Origin of the sequence: Kitasatospora sp. MY 5-36, from assembly GCF_001182915.1 — a bacterium.
In the GTDB taxonomy this organism is placed as follows: Bacteria; Actinomycetota; Actinomycetes; order Streptomycetales; family Streptomycetaceae; genus Kitasatospora.
In genome coordinates, this window is the sequence record NZ_LFVW01000754.1 from 1 (window position 1) to 4,697 (window position 4,697).

5 protein-coding genes are annotated in these 4,697 nt (G+C 75.7%); 3 read left to right on the forward strand and 2 right to left on the reverse strand.

Annotation, left to right across the window (positions count from 1 at the left end):
• The first annotated feature begins 26 nt into the window (after positions 1 to 26).
• Both AE652_RS35255 and AE652_RS35260 read left to right on the forward strand, forming a co-directional pair.
• On the forward strand, positions 27 to 464 hold the full coding sequence (locus AE652_RS35255) for a VOC family protein (RefSeq protein WP_049659075.1): 438 nt from the start codon (positions 27 to 29) through the stop codon (positions 462 to 464).
• 337 nt (positions 465 to 801) lie between these two features.
• Positions 802 to 1,347, forward strand: coding sequence for an SMI1/KNR4 family protein (locus AE652_RS35260; RefSeq protein WP_053112445.1), 546 nt, complete (start codon positions 802 to 804; stop codon positions 1,345 to 1,347).
• 474 nt (positions 1,348 to 1,821) lie between these two features.
• On the opposite strand, the gene AE652_RS35265 is transcribed toward AE652_RS35260, so the two are convergent.
• Positions 1,822 to 2,478, reverse strand: coding sequence for a TetR/AcrR family transcriptional regulator (locus AE652_RS35265; RefSeq protein WP_049659077.1), 657 nt, complete (start codon positions 2,476 to 2,478; stop codon positions 1,822 to 1,824).
• Positions 2,479 to 2,600: 122 nt separating this feature from the next.
• Between AE652_RS35265 and AE652_RS35270 the strand changes: the two genes are divergently transcribed.
• Positions 2,601 to 3,653, forward strand: a complete 1,053-nt coding sequence (locus tag AE652_RS35270; RefSeq protein WP_049659073.1) for an alpha/beta hydrolase — start codon at positions 2,601 to 2,603, stop codon at positions 3,651 to 3,653.
• A gap of 209 nt (positions 3,654 to 3,862) precedes the next feature.
• Here the strand turns inward: AE652_RS35270 and tpx are convergent, their stop codons facing one another.
• On the reverse strand, positions 3,863 to 4,363 hold the full coding sequence (gene tpx / locus AE652_RS35275; protein WP_049659074.1) for a thiol peroxidase: 501 nt from the start codon (positions 4,361 to 4,363) through the stop codon (positions 3,863 to 3,865).
• Between the last annotated feature and the right edge of the window lie 334 nt (positions 4,364 to 4,697).

A 4,697-nucleotide genomic window follows, 5' to 3' on the forward strand; every position in this document is an offset into this window, starting at 1 on the left:
CGCGGCATCCGAGCGAGGAGGGCCGCATGGCGACCGGGTGGAGCCTGACGATCGACTGCGCGCACCCGGCGAGGCCGGCCGGGTTCTGGGTGCTGGCGCTGGGCTATGTGCACAGGCCCGCGCCGGCGGGGTTCGGGAGCTGGGAGGAGTGGTTCTCCCGTCACGGGGTCCCGCGGGAGGAGTGGGACGACGGCGCGTACCTCTGCGATCCCGAGGGGACGGGTCCCGCCCTGTCCTTCCTGAAGGTGCCGGAGCCGAAGGCGGTGAAGAACCGGGTGCACGTGGACGTGCAGGCCGGCGGCGGCCGTGGGACGCCGTGGGAGGTGCGGTGGCCGCGCGTGGTCGAGGCGGTGGAGCGGTTGACCGCCGCGGGTGCGACGGTGGTCCGTGAGGAGGAGCTGCGGGGCAGGCCCGACCATGTGGTGATGGCCGATCCGGAGGGCAACGAGTTCTGCGTGGTCTGACCGCGGACATTCCCCTCCCGGCGGCCGCGGCCCCCGGCACCCGGGATCCCGGGTGCCGTCCCGGCCGATCCGGTCCACCCGGCCGGGCGGACCGGGCGGCCCGGCCGGCGCCGTCGGTCCCGTGTCGTTCGAGGGCGGCGATCAGGTCTTCGCGGTTCACGACGCGCGGTATGGCGCGCCCTGCGGGTGCCCGGAAGTCCGCCGCTCCGCTGCCCTGGGCGGTCGGGGCCCGGCGGGACGGGCGCTGGTCCGACAGCCCGCTCGACCTTCACCGGGCGGGACGCCGGGCAGTACGGTGACCGACCGGAACCCGCCGCCCACGAAAGGGGACACCGCCATGGTCCACCCGGCCGTCACCCGCCTCTCGGCCCTGATCGGGGAGCCGGGAACCCCGGGCGACAGCGTCGACTGGGACGAACTGGCCCGCACCACGGGCCTGCGCCTGCCCGCCGACTACCGCGACTTCGTCGCGCTCTACGGCGGCGGCGAGCTGGACGAGTACCTCGGCGTCAGCACCCCGCCGGTGGACGGCTCCCCGTACGGCGACCTCGTCGACGCGCTGGACTTCGACCCCCGGCAGGAGCCGGCCGCACCCACCGGCGCCGCCCCGGAGGACCTGGAGAAGGGCAGGCTCCTGCCCTTCGCGGGCAGCGCCAATGGCGATGTGGTCTTCTGGCTCTGCGACACCCGTGACCCGGACGGCTGGGACGTCGTCGTCTTCAAGCGCCAGCCCGCATACCGGGAGGAACGCTGGGTCCGCTTCGCGGCGGGCTTCGGCGACTTCCTGGCCGGAACCCTCGACGGCACGCTGGCGAACCCCTTCGGCGACAGCGGCTTCACCAGGACCCCGCACGCCTACCGCCACTGGCGCCGGCCGTTGTGACCCGCACGGCGTCCGCACGCGGCCGCCGGCTGCCGGTGGCCTGAGCGGGGCTGCCGGTGGTCAACGGTCCTTCCTCCCGGCCCCGTTGGCTTTCCCGGGTCCGCTCGGCGGCGGGCGGCCACGATCGGGGCCGGCCGCCGCGTCCCGCTCACCGCGCCCGCCGCCTCCCGGCGTCCGGTCCCACCCCGGCGACGGTCGCCTCCGGTGCCGACGGGAACGGCAACTCCCTGAACAGGGAGCGTGGTTGCGTCGCGGCCGCGGGCTGTTGGCTGCCCGGAACCCGCTACGGGCCCGGTGGGAACACGTGACCCGTTGCGTACCGTCACCGGTCGCAGAGCGTGGGCCAGGGCCTTGTTCCGGGGCCGCTCGTCCGGTTCCGGGGGAGTGGTCGTAAGGCCCGGCGTGCGCGGGCATGCCGTCGGGCCGACGGCGCCCCCTTCGCCGGGCCGGGGCCGGGGGGAGGGGCGGCCGGTGTCAGGAGCGGTGCCGGGGGGCGGTGGCCCGGTTCCCGCCCGTCAGGCCGTCGAGGACCAGGTCCGTCAGGCGTTCGGGCAGGTCCGGTTCGTCGGGGCGGTGGCCGAGCAGGCAGCGGGTCTGGAGGGGGGCGCAGAGCAGTTCCAGTGCCAGGGCGGTGTCGGTGTCCGGGGGGAGTTCCCCGCGGTCCACGGCCCGGGCGATGATGGCGCCGGCCTGGTCGAGGCGGGAGTGCCAGAAGGTCTGCCAGGCCTCGGCGAGGTCGGGGTCGTCGGCGCTGAGGGCGGCGGCCCGGGCGACGGAGCGGCCGGTGGGGGTGGCGAGGTAGCGGGCCAGGGCGCGGGCGAAGGCGGCCAGGTCGGTGCGGACGGCCCCGGTGTCGGGGACGGGGACGCCCTCGTTGCTGCCGGTGAGCATGGCGTCCAGGACGAGTTTCTCCCGGGTGCCCCAACGCCGGTACACGGTGGTCTCGTTGACGCCGGCGCGGGCCGCGACCCCGGCGACGGTGAGCCGGTCGACGCCCTCCTCGGCCAGTACCTGCGCGGCGGCGTCCAGGACGGCCTGGCGTACGCGCGCGGCGCGCCCGCCCGGGCGGCGGCGCACCGGCGGCGGCTCCGACTCCGGGTGCGGCCGCGGCTCCGGCTCGTGTTCGGTCATGTCGATCACCTCGGCCACCACACTAACGCAGGGCCGCTTGCGTTAGGCGCCGGTACGGGCGCATAGTCGTTAACGCAAGTGTTCCGGCTTTAAGAAGCTTGAGTGCGACAGGAGGCACCACCATGTCCTTCACCTGGCCCCTGGACCCGCGGGACCTGTTCGTCGAGCGCTACCCGCAGATGACCCTCGGCCTGCCCGCCGGCGAGGTGGACGCGGTCCGCGCCGCCGTCACCGTGATGTGGCCCGACCGGCCCGGCGGGTGGGTGCACGAGTGGTCCGCCCTCGCCGCCCGCCACGCCGCCGCCGGGCGCCACCGCGAGGCCGCGCAGGCGTACGGCTGGGCCAAGTTCCCCTCCCTCGCCGACGGCCCCAAGCGCACCGCGCTCGCCCGCCAGGTCGAGCAGTACGTCCTCGCCGCCCCCGGCTTCCCGGTGGAGTTCGAGCGCCGCGTCCTCACCGTCCCCCACCGCGGCGGCGAGGCCGCCGTGCCGGTCCACCTGATGGCCGCCCCCGGCCTGCCCGCCGACGCGCCCCTCGTCCTGGCCAGCGGCGGCGTGGACTCCTGGAAGACCGACCTGCACGGCATGTGGGAGCAGCTCGCGTTCGCCCTGCCGGCGCGGCTGCTGCTGTTCGACCTCCCCGGTACCGGCGAGAGCGCCCACCTGCCGATGACCCCGCACGGCGGGGACGAGGTGATCGCCGCACTGGCCGCCTTCGCCCGCGCGGCCGGCAACGGGAGGGTCGGCCACTTCGGCATCTCGATGGGCGGCTACTACTCCGCCCGCACCGGGCTGACCGGGGCGGTGGACGCCTCCGTGGTGCTCGGCGGCCCGGTCGAGCGCGCCTTCGCCCCCGGCCGCGGCTTCGCCTTCGGCATGGACGGCATCGTCGGCAACGCCCTGGGCTTCGACACCGCGCCCACCAGGGCCGAACTCGACGCGGCCTTCGCCGGATTCGACCTGCGCCCGCTGCTGGACCGGGACGCCAACGGGCCGATGCTGGTCGTCAACGGCACCGAGGACGTCCACGTCCCCCAGGCCGACACCCTGGTGTTCGAGGGCCGCCGCGACACCCGCGTCGAACTGATCCCGGACACCGGCCACTGCGCCGTCTCCCGCTTCGGCGAGGCGATGGCCCTGATCGCCCCCTGGCTGAAGGACACCCTGGCCGCCTGAACCGGCTGCCCCGGCGCCCCGCCACGGGACGCCCACCACGGGACGCCCGCCACGGCGGTCGTCCTCCGCCCGGCGCGTCCGAGACGGGCACGACGACGGCGGCCCGCCCCCCGTCCTGCCCGTCCCGCCGGAGCGGGGACGGGCGGGACGCGGGGGGCGGGCCGCCGCACCACAAAAGGGGTCGGCACCGCGGGCGCGGTGCCGGCCGGTCAGACGAGGGCGGCGAGCGCGGCCTCGTAGTTCGGCTCGTCGGCGATCTCCGCGACCAGCTCGGTGTGCAGGACGGTGTCGTTCTCGTCCAGGACGACGACCGCGCGCGCCGTCAGCCCGGCCAGCGGACCGTCGGCGATCGCCACACCGTAGACGTCGTGGAAGTCCCGCCCGCGCAGGGTGGACAGCGTCTTGACGTTCTCCAGGCCCTCCGCGCCGCAGAACCGGGCCTGCGCGAACGGCAGGTCCGCCGACACGCACAGCACCACGGTGTTCTCCAGCGAACCCGCCTTGGCGTTGAACGTGCGCACCGAGGTCGCGCAGGTCGGGGTGTCGATGCTGGGGAAGATGTTCAGGACCTTGCGCCGACCCGCGAAGTCCTTCAGCGACACGTCCGCGAGCCCCTCGCCCACCAGCGTGAACGACGGCGCCTGGCTGCCGGCGGCCGGCAGCGCGCCACCGACCTGCACCGGGTTCCCCTTCAGCGTGACCTGAGCCATGAAAAGCCTCCTACCAGCAGTGTGTACGGGATGCAACGCCGCCGATCCTACTGCCCGCCCCCACCCCCGCCCGGGGCGACCACCAATACCGGACACCCCGACCGGCCGGAACAGGAAACGGCAGCAGGAAGCGGGAACAGGGACCCGGACAGGGAAGCGGCGAACCGGCCCGCACGGGGCCCACCCCGCGGGCCCCGCCGCACAGACCGTCAACCCGCCCACCACACGCCCCCGCCCGCCGCCGCTCGCCCGCCGTACGGCCGCGCCCTGCGCCGGTGGTGTCCGGCCGCCCCCCTTGCCGGGACCGGCCCGGCGTTCCCGGCGGACGAGGGCG